Origin of the sequence: Synechococcus sp. CC9902 (assembly GCF_000012505.1) — a bacterium.
Taxonomy (GTDB): domain Bacteria; phylum Cyanobacteriota; class Cyanobacteriia; order PCC-6307; family Cyanobiaceae; genus Parasynechococcus.
Genome location: NC_007513.1, coordinates 800,369 through 821,525 on the forward strand (window position 1 = coordinate 800,369; position 21,157 = coordinate 821,525).

Consider the following 21,157-nt stretch of genomic DNA (forward strand, 5'->3'; position numbering starts at 1 on the left):
CAATGGGCCCATCTGATTGATCAGGTGGGCTTTTTCTTTGTCATCGCCCTCCTTTGAAATTCGCGGTGCTGTTGGAACACCAACCTCCCCACGTTGGGATCGTGTTGATAGCCGAGCCTTGATTGCTCTGGCACGAACCATCTATTTCAACTACCTCTCCGCCACGCCCTCCGGGTTGGAACCTGTTGGTGCGGTGGTTGATCTGCAGCATGGAGAGGGTCGTGTGGCGTTTGATCTCCCGGTGCTCTTACCCGAGGAGGAGTTCGTTGGCATCGAGTTGATTCGTGGTCGCAGTCCACGAGGGCGGAACCGATGCAAGGGCTAGTTCTTGCCCTGTTTGGGGCGTGTGTAGGCAGTTTCACCAATGTGGTTGCGTGGCGTCTTCCCCGCCAAGAGTCGGTTGTTGTTCCAGGCAGCCATTGCCCCCGTTGTGGCCATGCCGTGCGTTGGCACGACAACCTGCCGATTTTTGGATGGTTGTTGCTGCTGGGGCGGTGTCGTGATTGTCGTTCGCCCATCAGTGTCCGCTACCCCGTTGTTGAGGCTCTCAGTGCTGGGTTATGGCTCAGTGCGGCCTATGTGCAGCCCAGTGGGGGAGGTGGCTTGCCCCCAGCAATGTTGCCCTGGGCAGGGCTGCCATTGATTGCGCTGCTGCTCCCCCTTGTTTTGATCGATTTCGATCACATGTGGTTGCCCGAACCCCTTTGTCGCTGGGGTGTGTTGGTGGGGTTGTCCATCAGTACCACCGCTTGACTACCCGTGTTCGTCGACCACCTGATCGCCACGGTGCTAGCCCTTCTGGCCTTGGAGTCGCTTAGTGCTCTTGCTGAGCGGTTGGTGGGGAAGCCGGCGCTTGGGCTGGGAGACGCCAAACTTGCCGCCATGGGAGGGGCCTGGCTTGGTCTCTGGGGCATTGCCCTGGCGATGGGCCTGGCGGTGTTCGCTGGTGCTGTCGTTGGCGGCGTGGCTCGGATCACCGGACGCCTGGCTCCGCAACAACCTTTTCCGTTCGGCCCATTCATTGCCCTGGGCATTTGGCTGGTGTGGTTAATGGGGCCTTTTTGGTGGTGGGAGCAATGGCAGGCGGCTCTTACGCCATGGCTGGGTCTTTAATGGAACGAACCGACCGGTTCGTGTGTCCCTTTTCGACTGGTTTGCTGACCGCCGTAAAGGTCAGTACGTCGGCAATGTCAAACAGGAACCCGAAGAGGGCGATGGCCTTTGGAGCAAGTGCCCGGAGTGCGGCCTTGTTGTTTATCTCAAGGACCTTCGTCTGAATGCCAGTGTTTGTGCGGGTTGTGGGTATCACCACCGCATCGATAGCTCCGAGCGGCTCGCTCTGATCGCTGATCCCGAGAGCTTCCAACCCCTGAATGAGCATCTGGCTCCCATCGACCCACTGGGATTTAAAGACCGTCGTGCCTATGCAGACCGTTTGCGGGAGAGCCAGTCGGCGACGGGCTTGAACGATGGTGTGGTTACCGGTCTTTGCCGGGTGGATGGGATTGGTATGGGTTTGGCGGTGATGGATTTCCGCTTCATGGGCGGTTCCATGGGATCCGTGGTGGGGGAAAAAATCACCCGTTTGGTGGAGGAATGCACCAAACGCAAGCTGCCCCTGCTGATTGTGTGTGCCTCCGGGGGCGCGCGAATGCAGGAGGGGATGTTGAGCCTGATGCAGATGGCGAAAATCTCAGGGGCCCTGGAGCGTCATCGGGAGGCTGAGCTTCTGTATTTACCGTTGCTCACCCACCCAACCACCGGTGGTGTTACCGCCAGTTTCGCCATGCTGGGAGATCTGATTTTGGCTGAGCCCAAGGCCTTGATTGGCTTTGCCGGCCGTCGGGTGATCGAACAAACGCTGCGCGAGAAATTGCCCGATAACTTTCAAACGGCTGAATATCTTCAAGACCACGGTTTTGTCGACACCATCATTCCGCGCACCCAATTCCGCAGCACGCTGGCATCACTCCTGCGTCTGCATGGATCGAAGTCGTTAGAGCTCACCAACGCATGATTCGTCGCCTTCTCGTTTTGTTCGTTGCCCTGTTCTGTTGCGCGGGAATCAGTTGGGCTGGTCCCGTGGAATGGATCGAAGTTCCAGCCACCGATGCCGGGCAGCAGTGGTGGGACCGTGGAAGTATTCGAGACAGTAAAAAGGGCCTTCGGACTGTCCTGAGTCGGTTCACCCCAGCCCCGTCCGAGGATGGTGAACAGCGACCGGGGGAGCTCTATGTGATGGAGCTCGACTGTGGACAATCGCTTTATCGCGACAAACAAGTCAACGGAATCCCCCGGTTTCGTTCCACCTGGCAGGCTGCAGAGAACGATGGCTTGATCGTTTCGGTGATCGACGCTGTCTGCAACGAACCTCTCGCAAGCTGAGATGTCCAGCCAACCCCTTGGAGTTGCCATCGCCGGACTGGGTTTCGGCGAAAAGGTGCATTTGCCGGCCTTAGAGGCCAATCAGGATTTGAAGGCCGTGGCGCTTTGGCATCCTCGGCGTGAGCGACTCGATTTGGCCTGTGCGGAGTCGGGTCTTCAGGGCTACGACAACTGGGATGCGTTGTTGGCCGATCCCGCGGTGGATGCCGTGATTGTGGCGACACCACCGGAACCTCGTTTCGAATTGGCCCGTGCCGCCCTTCAGGCGGGCAAGCATGTGTTGCTGGAAAAACCGATCGCACTCCATGCCGATCAGGCAATGGAGCTACAGCGGCTAGCTCTACGGCAACAGCGAAGCGTCGCGGTGGATTACGAGTACCGGGCGGTGCCTTTGTTTATGCAGGCCGAGCGCTTGTTGCGCTCGGGTGCAGTGGGAACACCATGGCTGGTCAAGTTGGATTGGTTGATGAGTAGCCGGGCGGATGCCAGCCGTGGCTGGAGCTGGTATTCCGATCGCAAAGCCGGTGGTGGCGTGATCGGAGCGTTGGGAACCCATGCCTTCGACACCTTGGCCTGGTTGATTGGCCCAGTGGGGGCGGTCCAAGCGCTCAACAGCGTCTCTATCCCCGAGCGCCCAGGTCCTGATGGGGCGATGACAGCCGTGGATGCGGAAGACGTCGCCTTGATTCAGACCACGCTGAGCTGGCAAGGGCGCAGCGATTGTTCAGTGCCAGCGCAAGTGAATCTTGCATCGGTCGCTCGTAATGGCCGCGGCTGCTGGCTTGAGGTGTATGGATCCAAGGGAACCTTGATCCTCGGCAGCGAGAACCAAAAGGACTATGTCCATGGTTTTTCTCTTTGGTTGGCTTCCTCTGGGGAACCGCTGCGATCGATCCAGGCGGATGCGGATTTGGCCTTCCCAACCACCTGGAGTGACGGGCGTGTGGCTCCCGTGGCGAGGATTCAGGGTTGGTGGGCGGAGAGTATGCGTAGCGGGCAACCAATGATCCCGGGATTAATGGAAGGCGTGGCAAGCCGGCTTGCGTGTGATGCAGCGGCATCGAATTAAGTCGAATTTCTTACTCTTAGACGCGATGAATCAATCATTTGTCGCAATTGACACGATGGCTTGTTAGCGAATGACAAGTCGTGGAAATTTCTCGACTAAAAAACTATTTCCTTTTTAGTTCAAGATGTCGCTGTCTGACTTTTCTCAAGAGCTCATTGCAACAGCACGTGCTCTCGCTGAGTCTGGGAAAGGAATTCTTGCTGTGGATGAATCCACCAAGACAGTCGGCAAGCGATTAGGCTCAATAAATGTTGAAAATACAGAGGCGAATCGCCAGGCCTACCGTGGCATGCTTTTCACAACAGCAGGCCTGGGTCAGTACATCAGTGGTGCAATTCTCTACGAAGAGACGTTGTTCCAAAACCATGCCGATGGTGAGTCGATGGTTCAAAAGTTGCAGAAGCTGGGTGTGATCCCAGGAATTAAAGTTGATCAAGGTTTGCGCCCTCTTCCTGGAGCCGGACCTTTGGAGACCCTTTGCACTGGCCTCGATGGCTTGGTGGAGCGTGCTGCCGACTATTACGCCCAAGGTGCTCGCTTTGCCAAGTGGCGAGCTGTTCTCCAGATCACAGCTGATGGCTGTCCTTCTGATCTCTCCGTTCGTGAAAATGCATGGGGTCTGGCCCGTTACGCCAGAAGTGTTCAGGAGTCGGGTTTAGTCCCAATTATTGAGCCTGAGATTTTGATGGATGGCGACCATACAATTGAGGTAACAGCAGCAGTTCAAGAGCGAGTTATCCAAGAGGTTTATCAGGCTTGCCATGCCAATGGTGTTCTTTTAGAAGGCACATTGCTTAAACCATCGATGACAGTACAGGGAGCTGATTGTTCCCAGAAGGCTGATCCAAAGATTGTTGCTGAAATGACCGTCCGAACCTTGGAGAGAAGTGTGCCTGCGAGTGTTCCTGGAATTGTTTTTCTGTCCGGTGGTTTGAGTGAAGAGGCCGCGTCTATTTATCTCAATACGATGAATAGTATCCCTAAAAAAGCAAGTTGGAATCTTGGCTTTTCCTATGGACGCGCACTCCAACATTCATGCCTGAAGGCTTGGAAAGGATCGGAGACGGAACGCGGTCAGGCTGCGCTCCTCGCCCGGGCACGAGCAAATTCAGAGGCGTCTCAAGGTTGTTATGTCGCAGGATCGCAGCCGTCGTCCGATGAACAGTTATTTGTTGCTGGTTACACCTACTGAACAAGCGCGTATGACACTCACGCGTCTTTTAGGCAACTGAGTGTCGTGACATTTCACACGACTCAAAGGTAAAGTCTCGCGGCTACGGACATTTGTCCGTTGATCGGCCTTCACTGAGATTTCACTATGGCGCTCGTTCCGCTCCGTCTACTGCTAGACCACGCCGCCGAAAACGGCTACGGCATTCCTGCGTTCAACGTGAACAACCTTGAGCAGGTGCAGTCGATCATGGAAGCGGCTCATGAGACCGATTCCCCAGTGATCCTGCAGGCGTCCCGCGGTGCGCGGACCTACGCAGGCGAAAATTTCCTTCGCCACCTGATCCTGGCTGCTGTAGAGACTTACCCCGACATTCCGGTGGTGATGCACCAGGACCACGGCAACAGCCCCGCCACCTGCTTCGGTGCTGCGGCGAACGGCTTCACTTCCGTGATGATGGATGGCTCCCTTGAAGCAGACGCCAAGACCCCTGCGAGCTACGACTACAACGTCAACGTCACCAAAGATGTAGTGGATGTTGCCCATGCCATCGGCGTGAGTGTTGAGGGTGAACTGGGTTGCCTCGGCTCCCTCGAAACCGGCAAAGGTGAAGCTGAGGACGGCCATGGCTTCGAGGGTGAACTCTCGAAAGATCAGCTCCTCACCGATCCAGCTGAGGCCGCTGACTTTGTCGCCAAAACAAAGGTTGACGCCCTGGCGATCGCCATCGGTACCAGCCACGGTGCTTACAAATTCACCCGCAAGCCCACTGGTGAAGTGTTGGCCATCAGCCGCATCGCTGAAATCCACAAGGCCATCCCCAATACCCATTTGGTGATGCATGGCTCTTCTTCCGTTCCCCAGGAATGGCTGGAGATGATCAACAAGTACGGCGGTGCTATCCCTGAGACCTATGGCGTTCCCGTCGAAGAGATTCAGGAAGGTATCCGCAATGGTGTGCGCAAGGTGAACATCGACACCGACAACCGCCTCGCTTTCACTGCCGCTGTCCGTGAAGCAGCCATGGCTGATCCTGCCAACTTCGATCCCCGCCACTTCAATAAGCCAGCGCGGAAGTACATGAAGCAGGTTTGCTTGGATCGTTATCAGCAGTTCTGGGCTGCCGGTAACGCCAGCAAGATCAAGCAAAGCGACATCAACTACTACGCCGGCTTGTATGCCAAGGGTGCGCTTGACCCTAAAACTGCTGTTGCTGCCTGATCAGCGCCCAGAGATGTATCACTTGGGGCCCTTTGGGCCCCTTTTTTGTGGTGTTTTTGAGGCACCACATGTTCCAGTGGCCAACCCATCGTTTCCGCTTTAAGGCAGGGCCATCGCGGCGCCCTCCCGCCGTGGATCAGCGACCCCATGCCAACGCCCGTGGATCCGCTGAATTAAGGCAATGCCGCTGTTCAGCGGTTGGGATTTGATCTCCTGCTCTCCCCTACTGAGCTCTGTCAGCGCGAACGGCCAGGGTATGGGTGAATCGCGTTCAGCCACCAGCCGGTTGTCTCGGATCGAGAGATGGGGCATGGCAACGGACTGTTCAGGGGGGAGTCCCCAAAACAGCGATGCCATCAGCACGCGACTGATGAAGTGGGGAATTGTTCGTCCACCAGGAGATCCCACGGCCAGGACGGGTTGATTGTTTTCAAGCACGATGAGTGGTGCCATGGATGACATCGGGCGTTTCCCAGGGCGGCGACGGTTGGCCACCGGTCGCCCTTGGATGGATGGTCGAAAGGCGAAGTCTGTGAGCTGATTGTTCATCACCATTCCGGCGACCACATGGCGACTGCCAAACACCGTTTCCACTGATCCTGTGTAGACAGCCAGGTTTCCGTGCCGATCGACGATGGAAAGATGCGTCGTGCCTTGCTCAACGCCAGCACTTGTCCTGGCAAAGGGGTAATGGCTTCGCCCCGGTGGTAACCCAGGGCCTGGAATGGATGCCGGTTGATCCAGCAGCGCCGTGGCTCGCCCTCGGAGATATCGCGGCGTTAGCAGTCCCTTCGTGGGAACAGGCCAGTCACTCGGGTCGTTGACCCAGTAGTAGCGATCAGCATCGGCCCACTGGAGGGCGGTGGCAAACCGTTGCCATGTTTGCGGGCGCTTTGGGTTGGACATGGGGCCAGTGGCCTCCAACAACGCCAGCGTTTGAAGAATCGCTAGCCCACCACCACTTGGTGGTGGCACGGTGCAGAGCTGCCAGCGCTGGATGGGGTGGCAGACGGGATGCCGTCGAATGACGGTGTAGTTCTTGAGATCCGCTGCCGCCCATCCCTGAAACGCCCGTTCTTGCGAGCCAAGTTCGGCTATCCCCTTGAGGATTCGAGCCGCTAACGCCCCGTCGTAAAACGAGGATCCACCATCCCGTGCAATCTGTTCAAGTGTGTCCCCAAGTGCTGGATTTCGAAACACCTGATTCAGCCTTGGCAGTTCACCACCAGGTCGATAGAGCTGATCAAATTCGGTGCTATGCCGGGTACCAATCCTTTGGGCCAGCCTGATCGAGCGCAATAGCCTCGGGGTGGTCCGAAATCCTTTTCGGGCCAGGGTGATCGCCGGTTGAAACGTGGTTGTCCATGGCAGGCGACCCCAGCGCTGATGGGCATCCCAAAGCAGAGCCACGGTTCCTGGGATCCCGATGGCGCGAAGTTGGCTGGTGGCCTCTCGCCAGGGGAGCGGCTGTCCGTCGGGTTTCAGTAGATCGTTTGGTCGGCTCGCGCTTGGGGCCTGTTCGCGACCATCGAGCACATCCAACTGACGTTGCTGAGCGTTCCAATGCAGCAGAAACCCACCGCCTCCAAGGCCAGAGCTTTGTGGTTCCACCACGGCCAACACGCTTTGCGCTGCCACAAGGGCATCCACCGCATCCCCTCCTTGCATCAACATCGTGTGGGCCGCAGCCGTTGCGAGTGGATGGGCAGTCACCACAACGGCCGAACCTGCGGCTGAAGAGATTATTCGCTGGTTGCTTTCGGCACCCTCGGGGTCATCGCGACTGACGGGCGCAGCCCCTGCGACGTCAGCGCCTACGAACGCAACGCAAGTCACTAGCGGTAGAACAAAGGTGCGAATCAAGGGAGGAGCGCAAGCCTCCCGCGTCGACCATCCAGGCGTGCCCGTTGCCCCAACGGCAGGGCCTGGTTGGGGAGGCCATGGCCGATGGGTAAGTTCACCACCAGGGGAACACCAAGGCCCCCGAGGCGGTTTTCGAGAATCTCCTCCATGCTGAAATCACCCGGCTGGATGTCGTCTTCCATCCAGCTGAATCGACCACAAGCCACTCCGGCCACCTTGTCCAAAAGCCCGGCGCTTCTCCATTGGGTCAACATCCGGTCCACCCGGTAGGGGGCTTCTCCAACGTCTTCAAGAACCAAAATCGTTCCGTCGAGATGGGGCATCCATGGGGTGCCGATGAGATGGGTTCCCACCGTGAGGTTGGTCACCACGAGAAAACCTTCTCCGATACCTGGAACAATCCCGCGTCCATCAAGGGGCGCGACGGGGCGTCCCTTGAGCAGGTCAACGGTTCGTTGCCATTGATCCTCGGTCCCGCTGGTGGAGCCATGAATGGCGCCAGGTAGCCCGGCGGCCCACTGGGCGAGCAGCAGGGAACAGCTGTCTGAAAAACCCAGGCTCCATTTGGGCCGGCGGGGGAATTCAAAGCCAGCCTCCAAGACGCGAGCACTGCCCCACCCTCCACCGAGGGAGATCACGGCATCAATGCTGGGATCCGCCCAAGCCCTCGTGAGCTCGACAGCCCGTTCTTGATCGCGGCCTGAAAAATATCGCCACTGCTCGGTCACGGATGGCGGAATCTCCAGGGTCCAATCTTCGGCGGCGCAGCGGTCGATCAGGGCATCAAATGCTGTATCTGGCTCGATCCAAGTACCGGGATTGATGGCGCGTAAGCGGGCTCCCTTGCGGAGGGGGGGTAAGTGAGGTGTTGATCCTCTTGTTGAAGCAGTGGCTTTCCCGCTAAGCAGCGCACCCAGCGTAGTGGTCGCTCCTGAGATCAGCAGCGAACGGCGCTGGATCATCAGTTCAGCAGTGCTTTCAGCATGCTGCGACCGTCGGTGCCACCGGTGGCTGGATCACAGGCGCGCTCTGGATGGGGCATTAATCCAAGAACATTGCCCGACGGATTGGTGATTCCAGCAATGTCATCTACTGAACCATTGGGGTTTGAGCCGTAGCGAAGCGCAATGCAGTCCTGATCTTGAAGTTGTTTCAAGGTGTCGTTGCTGCATTGATAACGACCTTCTCCATGGGCGATGGGCAGCACCAGCGATGCGGCGTTGCCGTAGGCCTTCAGCCAGTCGGTGCGGGTGCTTGAAACGTGGAGTGGTGCGTCCTCGCAAATGAAGTGCAGGTTTTGATTGCGTGTGAGGGCTCCAGGGAGCAATCCCAATTCCGTCAGCACTTGGAAGCCGTTGCAGATGCCCAGAACTCGTCCGCCCTTCGAAGCGAAGTCCATCAGCGACTGGAGCACCGGTGCAAATCGTGCGATGGCTCCACAACGCAAATAATCGCCGTAACTGAAGCCCCCTGGAAGCACGACGGCATCCAGCCCACTCAGATCGGTTTCTTCGTGCCATAACCGTCGTGTGGGCAGGTTGAGGCATCCCTCGGTTGCCCATTGCACATCCCGGTCGCAGTTGGAACCAGGAAAAACAACAACCCCGATCGTCATGAATCCTGGAGCTCTAGGGACCAGTCCTCGATGACTGGGTTAGCGAGAAGCCGATCGCTCAGAAGTTCAAGCCGACGACGGGCTTCTTCTTCGTTCGGGGCCTCAATTTCTAACTCAACGGCTTTGCCGATGCGCAGTTTGCTAATCCCATCCACACCCAGACGGATGGCGGCACCTTTTGCGGCTTCTCCAGCAGGATCCAGCACAGAGGGGCGCAGGTGGACCAGAACGCGGGCTTGATAACGCGGCACGATCACCAGCAGGGCTAGTGGAATCCTGCCAGACACCCATCCTTTTGGTTGTGCTGCGTCAACACTTGATGGGTGGCGGGTGGTAAACCGGTTTCGGCATTCCTGGCCAAGACCGTGTTCACCCTCACCTGTAGAAGTTGTGGGACTCCCGTTGAGATCCCTGGACGTTTTGGCTTCAAGTTGAAAGGCAGTGGCATCAACAGCACGCTGTGCAACCGATGCCGTCAACTTCAATTTCGAGAAGCGAGAGCCAATGACCTCGCGTCTGTCGACGACAACGATCCAGATAGCCGCTTAGGGCAGTCCACCCCAAGGCGTTTGTTGCCCACTGCAGCTCTTGCTATTGCGTTGTTGTTGGTGATCGGCAGTGTTTGGCTTGGACGTCGATCAAGCGATCAGGAGCCGCGTCCTCAAGACGCTGCTCCCGCGGTTATTCCATTGCCTTCGAGATAGAGCGTCTGACTCGGGAAGGCAAATTCAATTCCTTGTTCTTCAAATTTGCGCATGATGCTTAGGTTTATCGATTGTTGAATGTCCAAGGCATTGGTGTAATCGCGGTTGTCGATGTAATAAACAATTTCAAAATTTAAGCTGTAATCGCCAAAGCCTGTGAAATGACAGCGGTTGAAAATTGCATGTGTTGTGTTGTCAACGATGGTTTGTATTGTTGTTGGTATGGATTGAATCTGATCCGCTGTAGTTTGATAGGTAACGCCGATTGAATAAATCATTCGACGTTGTTGCATGGTGGCAAAATTCTCGATATTGGAACTGGTAAGCTTTGAGTTATTGATAACAACAATTTCACCTCTTAAGCTTCGAAGATGTGTGGATCGAACGCCGATTTTTTCAACAGTTGCCGATACAGAGTCGACCGCAATGAATTGTCCGATCGTAAAGGGTTTGTCGATCAGAATCATTAGGTAAGCAAATAATTCTTGGGCCGGTTCCTTTAGTGCGAGGCCTAATCCAATGCCGCCAGCACTCAGTAGTCCCCATACAACGGCCAGTTTGACGCCTTGACTTTGAAGAATAATGAGGCTGACGACGACCCAAGTGAGTGCTCTTAAGAGAGGGAAAAGAGTTTTGATGAGTTGCTCAATGTCGTCTCTGCCGCTGCGTCGTGCAATGCCTTGCAGCAGGCGCATGCCGATCCGGTTGATCAAACGAATAACAACAACGGCTCCTACGATCGTCAGAATAATTTCGTAGGGCCTGTTGAGCCCCCCTGGGAGCTGAAGCTTGGCTTCCGCCAGAAGAAGAACCGCAATAATTCCGAACGGAAGGATTAAGCCGCTAATTTCACGTAATAAAAAATCATCGAAATCTGATTGTGTTTTTTTTGCTAATCGGGGGAGAATTTTTTTAAAGATAAAGGAGATTAAGAGCGTTAATGCAATTCCTCCGGCTATATCAAGAAGGACGTCAGGCACGTGCATCAGGTTTGACTTCTTTGATTGTGCTGCTGATTTGTGTTGTTGGCAAGATTATTCATGAATCAAGATGAGCATTTGATTGTTAGCTGGCATGGAGATGCACTCCATCAGTATCAAGGGGAGTGTCGTGATTAACGATTTGATCCATTCGATGTCACGCACGCCCCATTTAGGATTACGTTCTCGCAAGCTCGAATCGAAGCTTTCGTTGCTTGGGCTTGTATGGGCCCCGTTTTGTTTAAAGGGTCCATAGATCATCAGAGGAGCCTTGGGCGGTAGTTGCTCTGCCGCTTGCTGGAGAAGTGCTTCGGTGCAATTTTTGCTGCTGATATGAAGCAAGTTGATACAAACAATGGCGGACAGACATAGTTGGACATCCTTGGGTAGTGGCCAGGGTTGTTGTGCAACATCGATGTCAAGCGCTTGGGGCATCGTGCTGGATTGCTCGGTATAACGAATCCATGCGTTGATGCTGTCGCGGTGCTGAGGATCCGGATCACTTGCTTGCCATCTCAGATGGGAAAATTTCTGTTGAAATGCCACAGCATGTTCACCGCTGCCACTGGCGATTTCCAAAATGGTTCCCCCGTTTGGGAGCCACTGTTGAAGGATTTCTGTAATCGGTTCGCGATTTCTTGCTGTGGCAGGGAAGTGCAACCGTTGCCCTAGATCTGCCATTCAGGATGCCTCTGCGGTGAAGTCGCTTGACTTAGTCTTCCTTAGATTCTTAGCTCTCACCGGAGTTCCCCAGAGAATCTCGGATTCTACAAAATCTATCGTTCAATCCTAAATTGGACGATAGATGATGCACATTCATCCATAACATCATGCCATTGATTATTTAGCTTGTTCAAGCCTCACAGTCCTGGTGTGACTGTACTTCTTTCGGATGTAGCGAGAACTTAACTCCCATAAGATGATGAGAGCTCATTCTTGAAGGTGTTGCTGTTTGGCCTGTTTCGATTCAGACTCCTTCTCCTGACAGAACAAACAGATGAAATATGTCCTGATTGCTTTGATAGCCACAATTTTTGGATCCCTTGCGGGCTATAGCCAGCAGAAACCGGTGAAGATCCTGTCGATCACAAATGGTCAGCAGCTTCTAGTCGAAGTGGAACAGCATGGTCGCGCTGTTCGTTTGGCTTGCCTTCAGGCTCCTCGATTTCGTCAGGAGCCGTGGGCTGAGTTTGCCCAATCAGTCATAGAGAGCCACGTGAAACGAGGCGATCAGGCATTCTTCGAGCTTCGATCAAGGGATGTGTACGGGCGCTTAGTTGGTCGCTTGTTTGTGAATGGCAAGGATCTTGGCGCTCAGCTTGTGCAGCAGGGAAGTGTTATGGCTTGGGATGGGTTTGTGGGGCGCTGTGATGATTTGAATTATTCAGAGCTTGAGACGATGGCGAAGGATGCGGGTCTTGGTCTATGGTCGGCAACCCCACCACTTGAGCGTCCATGGGATGTGATGGAGGCCGCCGGTGGGGGAGAGCCCTGAGTTATCGCCGAGTAGTTCTGTCTTTGGTATGCATCAAGACAATCGAACCGAAGCATTTTTGGCTAAATAGAAGTCAAGTGAATTTCAACAATGCCTGACGAAGCTGGAAGTCTTGATTGTCGTGTGGTGATTGATGCCAAGCGCTCCCTCGAAGATGTTTTGCGGCTGCTGTCAGATCTTCCCCATACTGACCATATTCGCCGACAGGTATTGGCGGTTTATAACCAGCTCGAGGGGATGCACGATCTAAAGCGTTCAGCAGGAGCAAAAGTCTCATTCCGGTCAGCCAATTGGAGTTCCGCAATCCGTTAATGGACAACGGGGCTGTGTATGAGCAGTGTGAGTTGAGTAGTTGTAAGCATATTGATCTGGTTCGTTGCCACTATCTGTGTATTGATCATCGCCTCATGCCACTGGTATGCGGTTGTTTTAGCGGGCCAATCTGATTCACAGCAGCAACGTTTGGCATCTCTTGGCGGTGGTGCAGGGCTGGCATATGTGTTTGTCCATCTTCTTCCTGAGCTAGCAACTGGTGGAAGTGAATTGTCTGAGACGATCGGGATGATTCCCTATGCTCCTTCACACTTGATTGAGGCTATTTTATTTTTGATTGCCCTTTTAGGGGTGTTAGTAGTCTTTAGTATTGATGTTTTGGCTCAACGCCAAACGTTCTTGTTTTCAATTTCGTCATGGCTCCATCTGAGTAGTTTTGCTGCAATTAATTATCTTTATGCTTATTCTCTTCCCTCATTAATTGGTACCGGGATTGAATATGGGATTTTATTTACAGTTGCGATAGCAGGCCATGTTTTGCTTGCAGACCGTTTCTCGGTAATCCACCATCCCAAGCGATTTCGTCACCGCAATCGATGGATTGGTAGTGCTGCATTGGTCTTAGGCTTACTAAATGCATTTTTGTTTCATCCAATTTCAGATTTAACTCTGGCTTTCGCTACGGCATTTCTCGGTGGCGGCCTTCTGATGACTGTGTTTCGAGAGGAATTGCCTGCTGCGAATAGCACTCGTCTTTTATGGTTTCTGTCTGGAAGTGGCGGGATGGCAATACTCTTGATCATTCCAATGTTGAAACATGCTTAAGGCCGATATAGTGACGTAGACGCTGACGCCCATGTTTGAAAATGATCAACGCCCACCCTGGCTGAACTGGGTTTTCCTAGCAATTTTTCTTTGGTCGTCCTGGCAGCTCCTTGGTTTTTGGCTGCCGCAGATCCAGGGTTGAGCCAACGTCTTAAGACTTAAGCCACTCCAACCAGCCGCACCGTTCCCCAGAGGTCAAAGACGCAGAAAATTAATCCAATAATGATGATGTCCCACGCTCGATGTCGAATAGCCCATGGGGCGAGAAAAAGTTCAGCGACTCCATGCAGGGCTGTTCCAATCGCAATGTGCTCGAGCACAAGCAATCCATGGGCCACCAAAAAAAGGGCGCTCGCCACGCATCGCATCAGCACTTGCCATGACCCGAGCAACAGTGATGACCAATCAATGATGCAGTAGCTTAAGCGTGATTGGTCTTTTAACTCAAGATCTGCTGTGGTCGTCGGTCGTTCGCTGTCGTTCTTGGTTGGTGCGGGTCAGTGCTTTTGAACACAACAATCGTTATTGAAGGATTGATGCATGTCAATTGAACTTGGAATTGTTTGTATTGGTGCAGCGATTGCGATCAGCATCTCATTTGCATTTGCTGCTTGGTTTGAACGATCGAAGAAAAAAGAATAAGTTGTTGATTGGCTGAAAATTGTTAATTTAGCGCCTTGGTTTTGTCATCATCCGTTTGATTGGGTCTCTTAGGGATGTCCCCCTGGAGGGATAAACCCACTCTGTTTGATTTTTTGCAGGTCCATGACTCCCTCGTCTATGCCCAATCACCGTCCGATGACGGTGTTCGTTCATTTGCTGTGATCGAGAATATCCAAAAAAAAAGCCAGCATTCCTGCTGGCCGAGTGATGGGGATATCCACAGCTTAGTAGTAGGAGCTAGTTCTCGCAAGGCTTTTCGACAAGAGCTGGCCGGTCGCTACGGCTCAGGTTTTCCACTGTCCTGTGGAGATTGATGGTGGTTATGGGGTTTGCCCTGTTGAGAAGTAAGTGGTGCTAGAGGTTTTTGAGGTTGCGAGGGGTCTCTTTTGCTTGGTGGTGTGTCTGCTGAGACGGTCCAGGATTTCGATTAGAGGAGTCGCTTCAATGTTGAGTTGATGCCTGATAGAACGAGTCGCGTTGCTTCATTCCCTTTCACCGATCGGAGTTGGCCTGTTTCACAGTCGCTGGCTTGGAAGGTGTTCTCCCTAGGGCCGACCGTGACCGCGCCTGTTGTTTCCTCTGAATGAGTAATCCAGCCAATCCACCAGTCTGTTGAGGGATCTTCGCTGCTTCGGCCATTTGGCTCGACCAGCACAAGATCACCTGGTTTCAAGGCTGGAACAACTAACGCACCAAACATTTCAACCTCGAGGGAAACGTGTTCCCGACCCCCTTGGTCTAGCTGCGTCTGCCTTTGTAGCAAGGAGCACAAAGGCCTATAAGTTCGTTCAACTTATGGTCTGACGCCAACTCAGCAAGGTTTGAAATCTGATGTTACGGCTGGTCCTCCGCCTGGGGGTGTCGAGCAGCCCGATGCAGTCTGGGATTGTTCAGACTCAAGATCGTTGGGGTCGTTGTCTTTGGGTTTTGTTTGTTGTTGCGTTGATGGCGACTCTGCTTTCACCTTGGGAGCGATCGTGCCCTTTGGTTTGCGAGGCCATCCATTTGGGTGCGTCACCCGCGGCGTTGAACGGAGCTCTTGCTGTTGTTCCAGGCCGTTCAGATCAATTTTTTTTTGCTTGAGCAACCCCATGGTGGAGGTATAGGCCACAGCCACCACGAGGGCGACGGCCATGACTTGCGCGCCTCTAACAACAGCCAGATCCGTTTTTGCTCCCATTGCTTCGCAAGCTGATTAGCCCATTATCAGAGCAGGGGTTCTTTTTTGGTTTGAATGAATCGATCGACTATCTAACGTCTCCATCCGTCGCAGCGAGCTTTTTGATACTCACGTTTTGCGCTGCTGTAGAGCTTGGTTTCAGTCGCGAGGGCTCGACTGGCTTCATCGATGATTGTTGGATTGCTGCCTTCCGCGATGATCAAACGATGTCTGCTCATGCTGCTGCCAAGATTGGATAACACCTTGGCGATCAGTTGACATTCTTCAAGACTTTCACTCGGAGCTGGCGTGAGCCCAATAAAGCTGATAATAAAAAAGGTAATTAGGAAAAAATTGAATCTCATTTCTTGTTAAAATTTAGCGTAAGCGAGTAATGGAACGCCATTTAAAATATTGAAGGTTCAAGAGAATTGATCGAAATCAAATGATCATTATTTGAGATTTTGCGCAGCTCTTTCTAGGTCTTCCCAACATAATTCTGCATCGGGGAGTGCTTCGTTGATTTCGGCCTTCACCAACTCAGCCTGTTCGTGCAAATCTTGCTGAACCAAGTCGAGATACTTCCTGTATTGGACAAGCCAAATCAGAAGGGTGGGTGTGCTGTTCGTCATACGCTTAATTATGGCGCATCGGATATCGAAATTTGGTGTCGCAGGCTCCTTTCCTTGCTTTGGATTCACCACTGATACAGACGATCAGAGAATCGTTATTTCCCTACCTGCACACTATTCACTTTCATATGGGTAGTGGTTTGGAACGAAAAACTGTTCGTTAATCGGTGGTCGCTGATAAGTCCCTTGGTTTGGGCGTTTGGGTAGCTTGATTGGAGGTGGCGTCATGTCTTGATAGGGCACTTTGCTCAGAACATGTTGGAGGCAATTCAAACGAGCGCGACGTTTGTCATCGGCTTCGATCGTGAACCAGGGAGCTTCGGCACTATGGGTGTGCGCCATCATGACGTCTTTTGCTTTGGAATAATCAACCCATCGGTTTCTAGACTCGATATCCATTGGGCTGAGTTTCCATCGGCGTTGTTCATTCTCAATTCGTTCCTGAAAGCGTTTTTCTTGCTCTTCGTCATTTATAGAGAACCAATACTTGAGTAGTAAAATTCCATCTTCGGTAAGCATTTGTTCAAATCGTGGGCAAGCAACATAAAATTGCTCCACCTGTTTTGCGGTTGCAAAGCCCATTACCTTTTCCACTCCAGCGCGGTTATACCAACTGCGGTCGAAAATGACGATTTCCCCTGCCGAGGGTAAATGTTCAATATAGCGTTGAAAGTACCACTGGCTTTTCTGTTGGTCTGATGGCGTTCCAAGTGCGACGACTCGGCAGCCTCGGGGATTCATTGGCTCTGTTAATCGTTTGATGGCACCACCTTTGCCTGCTGCGTCACGACCTTCAAAAAGGATGACAATCCGATATCCAGTTGCTTTTACCCAGTATTGCATTTTTACCAGCTCTGCTTGTATTTTACTCAGCTCATCTTCGTAGAATTTTTTCTTTAATTGCTGCGAATTTGGGTGTCGGACTATATCGCCTTCTGTCGTTCCATCGTGCTTCGAATGCGCGAAATTCTTTTGATGGTCTTTTTTTGACATGTGTTGGCTGATCGTTTGATCCGTTGATAGTTTATCTCAGGCTGCATTGCTGTGCATGTTCATGGATTGTTTCAGTGTTGGTGATAATTATGTGCTCTTTAGTTTTTATTTTTACCGATGAAGGGAATGTTAATGGTTGCCGCAAATTCGCCAGGAGTTTCGTTTTGATTAGAGGGGTGACGTGACTCAGGCCGGCGTCTCAAGAATTGAACCTTGCCCCCATGCTGATCAACAACATGGCTTGCCGCGGGCTTCATCGAGGCGTTGGAACGGTTGTAAAGCTCTTTCCCGCCGTTCTTCTGGAATTCCTTCCCCTTGCTCCCAAACCTCGATCACCCTGGTGGAGCTTTGGGGAATGCAGCAATCGTTAGCCCCACCTCAACGTCGTTCTTGAGGATTCCGCCTCAGCAGCATGCGTAGGAGTCGTAAGAGCCGCCAGATACCGCCAAAACTGAGCACGCTTGCGAGCACGACCAATGCGGCAATGACGACAACGGCCGCGAGGCCCAGCATGGCTTCGAGCAATTGCTGAATCCCACGAATCAAATCTGCGATGGCTTCGCTTACCAACAGCACAACGTCAACTTGTTGAGGCAATTGCTGGAGCAAGAAGGCAATGCCCAGGCCAGCCGCCAGCATCAAGAGTCCGGCTGAAAGCTGCCGGAACACAATCACGAACGGAAAAGGCCGTTTTGGGCGAAAAACACGCCGCTGTGATCGATGGGACGTGCGAGCGCGCCTGTTCATGACTCGAGGGTATGGCCTGCCCCACGCATCCAGCGTGCAAATTCAATCAGCACCAGTTCGTTTGGACAATTGATCAGGGTGAGGCATCCCACTGTGCAATCGCCATAACCACTGTGATGAAGAGTGAGGTGATAGTCCAATCCACTGAGTCCACAGACCTCTGGATCGCTCCGAACCACCACGTCGAGCGAGGCTCCGATGCGGGCAACACGTCGTCTCAGGTCCGACCAGCTGTCACCCATGCTCTGGAACTGAAGTGCGATCGTTGTCGATTCTGAAGGCTGAGTGTCTGTCGTCAACGTTCGGCATCGGGTTGTGCTGTTTCAATCCCCGGGGCCAAGGGTTTTGTCGACTCTTCTCCGATCGGGGGTAAGGGTTGGAGAAGCGCCATGCCCACCGTTGCCGCTAGAGCAAATCCGCCAAGAACCGGAGCGGCTAATCGGCGTTTCAGCGGAATGCGATCGACTAGCTCCTGACGTTTCAGCGGTTGATCGGCCGGGATTGTCCAGGTCAGCTTGACGCGTTCATCCAAACGAAGACGATCCAGGCAGCGCACCAGATCAGCTAGGTCGGCATCATCGAGCTTGATCTGCAGTGGTTCGACCCCTTCACGACTGCTGCGCAGTTCCAGTTGATGGCCAGGCCCTGAGTCCATGGGGCCGATGGAAACGAAACTACTGCTGGCACCAAAGCGACGCCCCACTCCTGACAACTGGTGTCGCGCATAGGGCATCACGGCTGTCATTAACGACTCGAGATGGTCGCGAGTGCCTTCGAGTTCCGGAGTACCGATGAGCTGAAGGCGCCAGGCAGACAAAATTCCAATGGCCTCACTGCCGTGGCCGGCGGATAAATCTGGGTACCCCTCCACCAGGAGAAGAGCGGCCGTTTGTTCGTAGCGGTAGGTGTTTTTTTGCATGGCGCGATTCAGGGTGTGGGGTCGAGCAACGTGGCGCGAAGTCTGTCAATGCCACCGGGGCCAGCACAGAGGGCAAGGGTGTTGATCAGTTGGCGGTGAAGGGGGCCCTCGCTGTCGTGATTCAGAAGATGCATCACAGCACCGCGTCGAAGATTCATACGTTCCTCGATTAGATCTCCCAGGCGTTCCTTGAGCAACATCCAGCGCTCTTGGGTGAGTTGAGCCGGTTCACGGCTGGAGAGCAGCTGGTGGAGCATGGGGTACAGCCTTTCTGCCATGGCACACACCAAGCAAATCAGGGATTCGGCATCCACGGGATTGAGTTGCTCCCTGCGCGTTGTGCGGCGAAGCGGGTTGTGGCACCGCCGCTTCCATAGCTCAACTCGATTGGGAAACTGGGCTTGAAGCCCCATCTGGTGGCTGGTCCACAGCATTGCCTCACCTCCGTTGAGGTCGAGGGCCTCAACGGTAAGGAGTAGGAGGTCGAGTCGTTCCACGCCCCGACGGCTGAGGTGGGCACCAGACTGCTGAGGAACTTCTGTCATGGCTGCGGTATCACTCATTGCTAGGTACGAAAGTTAACGCCAGCGTCTGCAACAACAATTTTTAGTTTCCTGTGGAAGGACTTGGGATAAATGTCCGATGAATGACCAACGGTCGTCGTTCGTCCCAGCAATGGAGGAAGGAAATTATTGTTTATTGACTTTATCTCGAGGAGTGGGCTTTGCCATAACTGCTTCTGGTGGTGTGAATACGATTGAGAAGCTATCAGCGGTTGATTGAGTAGATATTTCCTCAAAAGTTCTTTCTTTACCTCCATGGTCAGACGAATCTACTAAATATGTCTAGCTGGTACTTTCAGGTGGCAATCAAGCGCACAAGAGTCTTAAGTATTGCTGCAAAAAATTGTAAAATCAATGCATTCTTGGGATTTGGATTTATGGAAGAACTCAAAGGCTTTTGATCCAATCAATTATTTGAGAGGGTGGAACTCCATTCATACATTTTTTGGCAATCTTTAAATTATCATTGCTGTAGTGATTTTCTGCAAAGCTAGTTGTTGAGTAGTCGCTAATTGTTCTTTCGCAAAGTTTGGTTCTTGGGAGCCAAAGTCTTATTGGGCTCACTCCATCGCCGCGCTTATCGTTGCCTACGATGGCTAGCGTCTTGGAACCAACCCCTGCAGAAACATGCATAGGGCCTGCATCAACACTGATGGTTCCTCTGGCAAGTTTGCACGCTCCAGCCAGTTGAATCAGATTGGTTTTACCTCGAAGATCAGTTAGTATGGATGGAAAGTTTTTAATTAGGCTATCTTCTCCTCCTTGCGAATGATATTCGCTCGCTTGAATCTGAGGAGACGCCCCAATTAGGCCTACTTTTATCTGCTCGGTTTGGCAAAATATTAATACTTCGCTCCAATTGTCAAAAGGCCAGATTTTTGCGCTTCTAGCGGTGGTGCAGTGAATAAGAATTTCGGGTACATCAAAACCCGGTTCTTCCCAGGGTAGGTCGATCAATGCCAAGTCGTCTGCACTGGGATTAAGGAAAACCATCCTGCATATCAACTCAGCGATATAGTTGCTTTTAAAATATTCAGAGTATCTTTTTATAAATTCAATCGAGTCCCAGTCTTTGTCTGCTAAAAATCGTTGATTTGGAAGCAAACCCCATTCTAGAAGTGATCTTCCATCTTCCCTGAGGCCAGCACCGGCAAGGTATTTTGGTTTAAACAAGCTCGATAGTGCTTGAGTAAGCGGATTGAAGCCGTCGCAGTTAATAAGTAAATCATAGTTGGAATATTTTCTGACTCGATCTGTGAATGAATCAAAGATTTTTTTAATTTCTGAATATTTTTTGTCCCAAGACGTTCTCCAGTCTAATGGTTGATTTTTTCCGCACAATGCGAGTTCAAAGTCTTTTGTTATCTCGCTTCCCCAGAAGTCAATGACTGCGCCTGGATATTTATTTCTTAGGATGCGAAGCATTGGAATTGTTACTATGAAATTTCCAAGCTTGCAGCTTCCTAATACGGCAATATGTGGAGATGATCCCAGGTCACGGCCATCAAAGCGTTGCATTGATTGCAATATAGTCACAATTTATTTTATCACCTGATTGGTTTTTTGCTAGAAATTTCTTGCTCTTTGTATTGATGGTGGTTGTCAAAGGTTTCATCGATGCAATGAAGTTCTCCCTTGAGTTTGTGAATCTGCCTATCTTTATGAGCGTTGGTTTGATAATGAACCTCTCCCGTTGATTCTTGACGAACTGAGCATTTTGGGGAATTGATGAAATCCACCTCAATGTCCTTAGGCCTTGTTGATTGGCTTGGTTTCTCTTAAAGTCTTGACGGATTTCTCCTCAATTTCTTCTAGGGCGTGTCAATCTTCTCTGGCTGAGTATTCTTCTTCGGCAAATCCTAAGTATAGTGCTTTGATCA

Annotated in this window: 28 protein-coding genes and 1 pseudogene; 12 read left to right on the forward strand and 17 right to left on the reverse strand. The window is 52.6% G+C overall.

The features are described from left to right. Positions 1-37 precede the first annotated feature (37 nt). The 7 genes and pseudogenes from SYNCC9902_RS03990 to fba all read left to right on the forward strand — a co-directional run bounded on the left by SYNCC9902_RS03990 (position 38) and on the right by fba (position 5,846). Positions 38-325, forward strand: coding sequence for a hypothetical protein (locus tag SYNCC9902_RS03990; protein WP_011359598.1), 288 nt, complete (start codon positions 38-40; stop codon positions 323-325). Further along, positions 313-1,113, forward strand: a pseudogene (locus tag SYNCC9902_RS03995) (A24 family peptidase). The gene SYNCC9902_RS03990 and the pseudogene SYNCC9902_RS03995 overlap by 13 nt, the downstream one beginning before the upstream one ends. Positions 1,114-1,135: 22 nt before the next feature. After that, positions 1,136-2,017 (forward strand): acetyl-CoA carboxylase, carboxyltransferase subunit beta, encoded by an 882-nt coding sequence (accD, locus tag SYNCC9902_RS04000; RefSeq protein ID WP_011359599.1) that lies wholly within the window; start codon positions 1,136-1,138, stop codon positions 2,015-2,017. Next, on the forward strand, positions 2,014-2,385 hold the full coding sequence (locus tag SYNCC9902_RS04005; RefSeq protein WP_011359600.1) for a hypothetical protein: 372 nt from the start codon (positions 2,014-2,016) through the stop codon (positions 2,383-2,385). The genes accD and SYNCC9902_RS04005 overlap by 4 nt, the downstream gene beginning before the upstream one ends. A 1-nt stretch (position 2,386) precedes the next feature. Beyond that, a complete protein-coding gene (locus SYNCC9902_RS04010) occupies positions 2,387-3,454 on the forward strand; it encodes a Gfo/Idh/MocA family protein (RefSeq protein ID WP_011359601.1) in 1,068 nt (355 codons plus the stop codon). 124 nt (positions 3,455-3,578) lie between these two features. Next, on the forward strand, positions 3,579-4,646 hold the full coding sequence (locus SYNCC9902_RS04015; RefSeq protein ID WP_011359602.1) for a class I fructose-bisphosphate aldolase: 1,068 nt from the start codon (positions 3,579-3,581) through the stop codon (positions 4,644-4,646). A gap of 126 nt (positions 4,647-4,772) precedes the next feature. After that, positions 4,773-5,846 (forward strand): class II fructose-bisphosphate aldolase, encoded by a 1,074-nt coding sequence (gene fba / locus SYNCC9902_RS04020; protein WP_009790178.1) that lies wholly within the window; start codon positions 4,773-4,775, stop codon positions 5,844-5,846. 99 nt (positions 5,847-5,945) lie between these two features. On the opposite strand, the gene SYNCC9902_RS04025 is transcribed toward fba, so the two are convergent. From SYNCC9902_RS04025 to purS, 4 genes are read right to left on the reverse strand one after another with little or no spacing between them, the layout of a single operon-like run. Then, positions 5,946-7,706 (reverse strand): gamma-glutamyltransferase family protein, encoded by a 1,761-nt coding sequence (locus SYNCC9902_RS04025; RefSeq protein ID WP_369776184.1) that lies wholly within the window; start codon positions 7,704-7,706, stop codon positions 5,946-5,948. Further along, on the reverse strand, positions 7,706-8,671 hold the full coding sequence (locus SYNCC9902_RS04030) for a S66 peptidase family protein (protein WP_011359604.1): 966 nt from the start codon (positions 8,669-8,671) through the stop codon (positions 7,706-7,708). Before SYNCC9902_RS04030 ends, SYNCC9902_RS04025 begins: the two co-directional genes overlap by 1 nt. Beyond that, positions 8,671-9,324: a phosphoribosylformylglycinamidine synthase subunit PurQ gene (gene purQ / locus SYNCC9902_RS04035; RefSeq protein ID WP_011359605.1), complete on the reverse strand. Its 654-nt coding sequence runs from the start codon at positions 9,322-9,324 to the stop codon at positions 8,671-8,673. The genes SYNCC9902_RS04030 and purQ overlap by 1 nt, the downstream gene beginning before the upstream one ends. Then, positions 9,321-9,611, reverse strand: a complete 291-nt coding sequence (purS, locus tag SYNCC9902_RS04040) for a phosphoribosylformylglycinamidine synthase subunit PurS (protein WP_011359606.1) — start codon at positions 9,609-9,611, stop codon at positions 9,321-9,323. The genes purQ and purS overlap by 4 nt, the downstream gene beginning before the upstream one ends. Before the next feature lie 36 nt (positions 9,612-9,647). Between purS and SYNCC9902_RS11985 the strand changes: the two genes are divergently transcribed. Beyond that, the gene (locus SYNCC9902_RS11985) at positions 9,648-10,028 is read left to right on the forward strand and encodes a hypothetical protein (protein ID WP_011359607.1); all 381 of its coding nucleotides are present in this window, start codon (positions 9,648-9,650) and stop codon (positions 10,026-10,028) included. On the opposite strand, the gene SYNCC9902_RS04045 is transcribed toward SYNCC9902_RS11985, so the two are convergent. Both SYNCC9902_RS04045 and SYNCC9902_RS04050 read right to left on the reverse strand, forming a co-directional pair. Next, a complete protein-coding gene (locus SYNCC9902_RS04045) occupies positions 9,986-11,014 on the reverse strand; it encodes a mechanosensitive ion channel family protein (RefSeq protein ID WP_011359608.1) in 1,029 nt (342 codons plus the stop codon). The genes SYNCC9902_RS11985 and SYNCC9902_RS04045 overlap by 43 nt on opposite strands. A 48-nt stretch (positions 11,015-11,062) precedes the next feature. After that, positions 11,063-11,689, reverse strand: coding sequence for a DUF938 domain-containing protein (locus SYNCC9902_RS04050; protein WP_011359609.1), 627 nt, complete (start codon positions 11,687-11,689; stop codon positions 11,063-11,065). Positions 11,690-12,005: 316 nt separating this feature from the next. On the opposite strand from SYNCC9902_RS04050, the gene SYNCC9902_RS04055 reads away from it, so the two are divergent. The 3 genes from SYNCC9902_RS04055 to SYNCC9902_RS04065 all read left to right on the forward strand — a co-directional run bounded on the left by SYNCC9902_RS04055 (position 12,006) and on the right by SYNCC9902_RS04065 (position 13,601). Beyond that, positions 12,006-12,503: a thermonuclease family protein gene (locus SYNCC9902_RS04055; RefSeq protein ID WP_011359610.1), complete on the forward strand. Its 498-nt coding sequence runs from the start codon at positions 12,006-12,008 to the stop codon at positions 12,501-12,503. A gap of 90 nt (positions 12,504-12,593) precedes the next feature. After that, positions 12,594-12,815, forward strand: a complete 222-nt coding sequence (locus SYNCC9902_RS04060) for a hypothetical protein (protein ID WP_011359611.1) — start codon at positions 12,594-12,596, stop codon at positions 12,813-12,815. 51 nt (positions 12,816-12,866) lie between these two features. Next, positions 12,867-13,601 carry a hypothetical protein gene (locus SYNCC9902_RS04065; protein ID WP_156771064.1) on the forward strand — a complete coding sequence of 245 codons (735 nt, stop codon included), beginning with the start codon at positions 12,867-12,869 and terminating at the stop codon, positions 13,599-13,601. Between the two features lie 158 nt (positions 13,602-13,759). On the opposite strand, the gene SYNCC9902_RS04075 is transcribed toward SYNCC9902_RS04065, so the two are convergent. The 6 genes from SYNCC9902_RS04075 to ppk2 all read right to left on the reverse strand — a co-directional run bounded on the left by SYNCC9902_RS04075 (position 13,760) and on the right by ppk2 (position 17,048). Further along, entirely contained in the window at positions 13,760-13,969 is a 210-nt protein-coding gene (locus tag SYNCC9902_RS04075; RefSeq protein ID WP_037988988.1) for a hypothetical protein, read from the reverse strand. Positions 13,970-14,691: 722 nt separating this feature from the next. Continuing rightward, positions 14,692-14,937, reverse strand: a complete 246-nt coding sequence (locus SYNCC9902_RS04080; RefSeq protein ID WP_198001751.1) for a DUF3104 domain-containing protein — start codon at positions 14,935-14,937, stop codon at positions 14,692-14,694. Between the two features lie 138 nt (positions 14,938-15,075). Next, positions 15,076-15,399: a hypothetical protein gene (locus SYNCC9902_RS04085; protein WP_232179263.1), complete on the reverse strand. Its 324-nt coding sequence runs from the start codon at positions 15,397-15,399 to the stop codon at positions 15,076-15,078. Between the two features lie 116 nt (positions 15,400-15,515). Then, the gene (locus SYNCC9902_RS12870; protein WP_232179264.1) at positions 15,516-15,662 is read right to left on the reverse strand and encodes a hypothetical protein; all 147 of its coding nucleotides are present in this window, start codon (positions 15,660-15,662) and stop codon (positions 15,516-15,518) included. Positions 15,663-15,875: 213 nt separating this feature from the next. Beyond that, entirely contained in the window at positions 15,876-16,055 is a 180-nt protein-coding gene (locus SYNCC9902_RS04095; protein ID WP_156771065.1) for a hypothetical protein, read from the reverse strand. A 114-nt stretch (positions 16,056-16,169) separates the two neighbouring features. After that, a complete protein-coding gene (ppk2, locus tag SYNCC9902_RS04100; protein WP_011359619.1) occupies positions 16,170-17,048 on the reverse strand; it encodes a polyphosphate kinase 2 in 879 nt (292 codons plus the stop codon). Between the two features lie 221 nt (positions 17,049-17,269). Here ppk2 and SYNCC9902_RS12415 point away from each other — a divergent pair, with 221 nt between their 5' ends. Then, a complete protein-coding gene (locus tag SYNCC9902_RS12415; RefSeq protein ID WP_156771066.1) occupies positions 17,270-17,419 on the forward strand; it encodes a hypothetical protein in 150 nt (49 codons plus the stop codon). 7 nt (positions 17,420-17,426) lie between these two features. Here SYNCC9902_RS12415 and SYNCC9902_RS04105 read toward each other — a convergent pair whose 3' ends face one another. From SYNCC9902_RS04105 to SYNCC9902_RS04125, 5 genes are all read right to left on the reverse strand, one after another. Next, positions 17,427-17,795 (reverse strand): hypothetical protein, encoded by a 369-nt coding sequence (locus SYNCC9902_RS04105; protein WP_011359621.1) that lies wholly within the window; start codon positions 17,793-17,795, stop codon positions 17,427-17,429. Continuing rightward, a complete protein-coding gene (locus SYNCC9902_RS04110; RefSeq protein WP_011359622.1) occupies positions 17,792-18,037 on the reverse strand; it encodes a hypothetical protein in 246 nt (81 codons plus the stop codon). The genes SYNCC9902_RS04105 and SYNCC9902_RS04110 overlap by 4 nt, the downstream gene beginning before the upstream one ends. Before the next feature lie 53 nt (positions 18,038-18,090). After that, a complete protein-coding gene (locus SYNCC9902_RS04115; protein WP_011359623.1) occupies positions 18,091-18,714 on the reverse strand; it encodes a DUF4335 domain-containing protein in 624 nt (207 codons plus the stop codon). Positions 18,715-18,722: 8 nt separating this feature from the next. After that, the gene (locus tag SYNCC9902_RS04120; protein WP_011359624.1) at positions 18,723-19,259 is read right to left on the reverse strand and encodes a DUF3038 domain-containing protein; all 537 of its coding nucleotides are present in this window, start codon (positions 19,257-19,259) and stop codon (positions 18,723-18,725) included. 405 nt (positions 19,260-19,664) lie between these two features. Beyond that, positions 19,665-20,795, reverse strand: a complete 1,131-nt coding sequence (locus SYNCC9902_RS04125) for a glycosyltransferase family 9 protein (RefSeq protein WP_011359625.1) — start codon at positions 20,793-20,795, stop codon at positions 19,665-19,667. Positions 20,796-21,157 lie beyond the last annotated feature (362 nt).

What these genes read in the sequence shown, in the direction of transcription:
- SYNCC9902_RS04005 (WP_011359600.1), top strand. Translation starts at nt 2,014, where the DNA reads ATGATTCGTCGCCTTCTCGTTTTGTTCGTTGCCCTGTTCTGTTGCGCG.
- SYNCC9902_RS04010 (WP_011359601.1), top strand. Translation starts at nt 2,387, where the DNA reads ATGTCCAGCCAACCCCTTGGAGTTGCCATCGCCGGACTGGGTTTCGGC.
- SYNCC9902_RS04015 (WP_011359602.1), top strand. Translation starts at nt 3,579, where the DNA reads ATGTCGCTGTCTGACTTTTCTCAAGAGCTCATTGCAACAGCACGTGCT.
- fba (WP_009790178.1), top strand. Translation starts at nt 4,773, where the DNA reads ATGGCGCTCGTTCCGCTCCGTCTACTGCTAGACCACGCCGCCGAAAAC.
- SYNCC9902_RS04030 (WP_011359604.1), bottom strand. Translation starts at nt 8,671, where the DNA reads ATGATCCAGCGCCGTTCGCTGCTGATCTCAGGAGCGACCACTACGCTG.
- purQ (WP_011359605.1), bottom strand. Translation starts at nt 9,324, where the DNA reads ATGACGATCGGGGTTGTTGTTTTTCCTGGTTCCAACTGCGACCGGGAT.
- SYNCC9902_RS04045 (WP_011359608.1), bottom strand. Translation starts at nt 11,014, where the DNA reads ATGCACGTGCCTGACGTCCTTCTTGATATAGCCGGAGGAATTGCATTA.
- SYNCC9902_RS04050 (WP_011359609.1), bottom strand. Translation starts at nt 11,689, where the DNA reads ATGGCAGATCTAGGGCAACGGTTGCACTTCCCTGCCACAGCAAGAAAT.
- SYNCC9902_RS04055 (WP_011359610.1), top strand. Translation starts at nt 12,006, where the DNA reads ATGAAATATGTCCTGATTGCTTTGATAGCCACAATTTTTGGATCCCTT.
- SYNCC9902_RS04060 (WP_011359611.1), top strand. Translation starts at nt 12,594, where the DNA reads ATGCCTGACGAAGCTGGAAGTCTTGATTGTCGTGTGGTGATTGATGCC.
- SYNCC9902_RS04075 (WP_037988988.1), bottom strand. Translation starts at nt 13,969, where the DNA reads ATGCGATGCGTGGCGAGCGCCCTTTTTTTGGTGGCCCATGGATTGCTT.
- SYNCC9902_RS04085 (WP_232179263.1), bottom strand. Translation starts at nt 15,399, where the DNA reads ATGGCCGTCGCCCTCGTGGTGGCTGTGGCCTATACCTCCACCATGGGG.
- SYNCC9902_RS12870 (WP_232179264.1), bottom strand. Translation starts at nt 15,662, where the DNA reads ATGAGCAGACATCGTTTGATCATCGCGGAAGGCAGCAATCCAACAATC.
- SYNCC9902_RS04095 (WP_156771065.1), bottom strand. Translation starts at nt 16,055, where the DNA reads ATGACGAACAGCACACCCACCCTTCTGATTTGGCTTGTCCAATACAGG.
- ppk2 (WP_011359619.1), bottom strand. Translation starts at nt 17,048, where the DNA reads ATGTCAAAAAAAGACCATCAAAAGAATTTCGCGCATTCGAAGCACGAT.
- SYNCC9902_RS12415 (WP_156771066.1), top strand. Translation starts at nt 17,270, where the DNA reads ATGCTGATCAACAACATGGCTTGCCGCGGGCTTCATCGAGGCGTTGGA.
- SYNCC9902_RS04105 (WP_011359621.1), bottom strand. Translation starts at nt 17,795, where the DNA reads ATGAACAGGCGCGCTCGCACGTCCCATCGATCACAGCGGCGTGTTTTT.
- SYNCC9902_RS04110 (WP_011359622.1), bottom strand. Translation starts at nt 18,037, where the DNA reads ATGGGTGACAGCTGGTCGGACCTGAGACGACGTGTTGCCCGCATCGGA.
- SYNCC9902_RS04115 (WP_011359623.1), bottom strand. Translation starts at nt 18,714, where the DNA reads ATGCAAAAAAACACCTACCGCTACGAACAAACGGCCGCTCTTCTCCTG.
- SYNCC9902_RS04120 (WP_011359624.1), bottom strand. Translation starts at nt 19,259, where the DNA reads ATGACAGAAGTTCCTCAGCAGTCTGGTGCCCACCTCAGCCGTCGGGGC.
- SYNCC9902_RS04125 (WP_011359625.1), bottom strand. Translation starts at nt 20,795, where the DNA reads ATGCAACGCTTTGATGGCCGTGACCTGGGATCATCTCCACATATTGCC.